At 35.8% G+C, this 1,482-nt stretch carries 2 protein-coding genes; one reads left to right on the forward strand and one right to left on the reverse strand.

Translation table 11 applies throughout. The features are described 5' to 3' along the window. On the forward strand, positions 1-374 hold a 374-nt coding region (locus F6K13_RS32840; RefSeq protein ID WP_287289879.1), incomplete at its 5' end, for an Hpt domain-containing protein. A gap of 609 nt (positions 375-983) precedes the next feature. On the opposite strand, the gene F6K13_RS32845 is transcribed toward F6K13_RS32840, so the two are convergent. Beyond that, positions 984-1,127 carry a hypothetical protein gene (locus tag F6K13_RS32845; RefSeq protein WP_161565078.1) on the reverse strand — a complete coding sequence of 48 codons (144 nt, stop codon included), beginning with the start codon at positions 1,125-1,127 and terminating at the stop codon, positions 984-986. Positions 1,128-1,482: the final 355 nt, after the last annotated feature.

Here is a 1,482-nt window from a genome sequence, read left to right on the forward strand (position 1 = left end):
TCGATAATCACATTTTCACAGAACAGACTATTCTTGAGAGTAAGGTAATAGAAGAGTTAAAAGAAGTAGAAGCTCTAGATGAAGTAATAGATATTTATTTAGATACTTCTCCCGAACTTCTGGAGAATATTAATATTGCTATTAATCAAGCCGATCCACTTATACTTAAGAATGCTGCTCATTCTCTCAAGTCTATTAGTGGTACTCTAGGAGCAATGATTCTTTATAAAATTTGTCAAGAATTAGAAATTATGGCTCGTTTAGCTTATGAGTCAGAAAATTCTACTCCAGCAGAAGCAATAGAGATTTTTTCTCAGGTTAAAGTGGAGTATGAAAAAGTTATTGCTGCCTTGAAAATAGAGCGACAGAAATAGTAGGGGCAGGTTCGGCGTTAAGTTAATGCTGTTACAAATTATTCAGATGAACCCGCCCCCAACCCAATAATCTAACTGAAAATATATTTTTATTTCCGAAACAATTTAATATCAAAGGAATAGGAAATATGATTAATAGTCACAAAAATCAACTCGTAGGGGTGGGTTCATCTGTTCAATTATGATACCCAAAATTAATATCATAAACCCACCCCCATCACCATTAATTGCACAGTACAATATTTATTCATGGGTTTTAGGTAGGTTTTGTTAATAATTAACGATCGCATAACCGAAATACCCGATTTGGTAAAGATTTAATCATCTTGGGGACTGAGTTACATTTGTGTAGTATTTAAATTACATTATCGGTAATCTTCTGGCTGGAAGAGAGTAATTAAATAAAAGCCTAAATATTTATTGGTAATTAAGACCCTCAACAATCAGAGGGTTTTTTTTATTTTAAAAGAGGTTTACTGGAAAGTATAGCGCTACGGGCAAGTCATAAGTTAGTAGGGGCGAATGGCCATTCGCCTCTACAGAAGTCAGAAGTCATCCCTGACTAAGTTTGAGCATTTATAAACGTCCTAACCTATTTGCGTAACCTGTTTAATTTGCTGTTGGCAATTCCCCTCCCGTTAAATCGCCCGATGATAACGGGAGACCCCTTGCCGAATCAAGTGGGATAAGTATTTTCTCATTTTCTCGCGATCGCTTGAGAATCAATACATTTGTTGCAACTTTAAAAAACACAGTTGTTTAATTTCTTTGCACCTGCAATGAAAATAAAATATCCCTAAATAAAGAAGGGAGCTTTGTTGAAACTCCCTAATACATTTAATACTGACTTATAATACTGACTTATATCATGTCCGGATAATTAGTTATAAAAAAACTTTCTCCTTCAACTCCAGTTGTTCTTCTTTCTTCCCTCTTTCCTCTTTCCTCCTGACTCCTGACTTCCCCTCCTGGGAGGGGGAGGGGCGAGGGGTGGGTTGACTCCTGAGGACTCCCTAGTTATTTATTTATCACTGTTTAACCGGACATGATATTAATACTGTCAAACTATTCACTCACAAGCAAAGAAGCTATTGGAATGATTTACTTA

The organism is Okeania sp. SIO2B9 (assembly GCF_010672505.1).
Classification (GTDB): Bacteria; Cyanobacteriota; Cyanobacteriia; order Cyanobacteriales; family Microcoleaceae; genus Okeania; species Okeania hirsuta.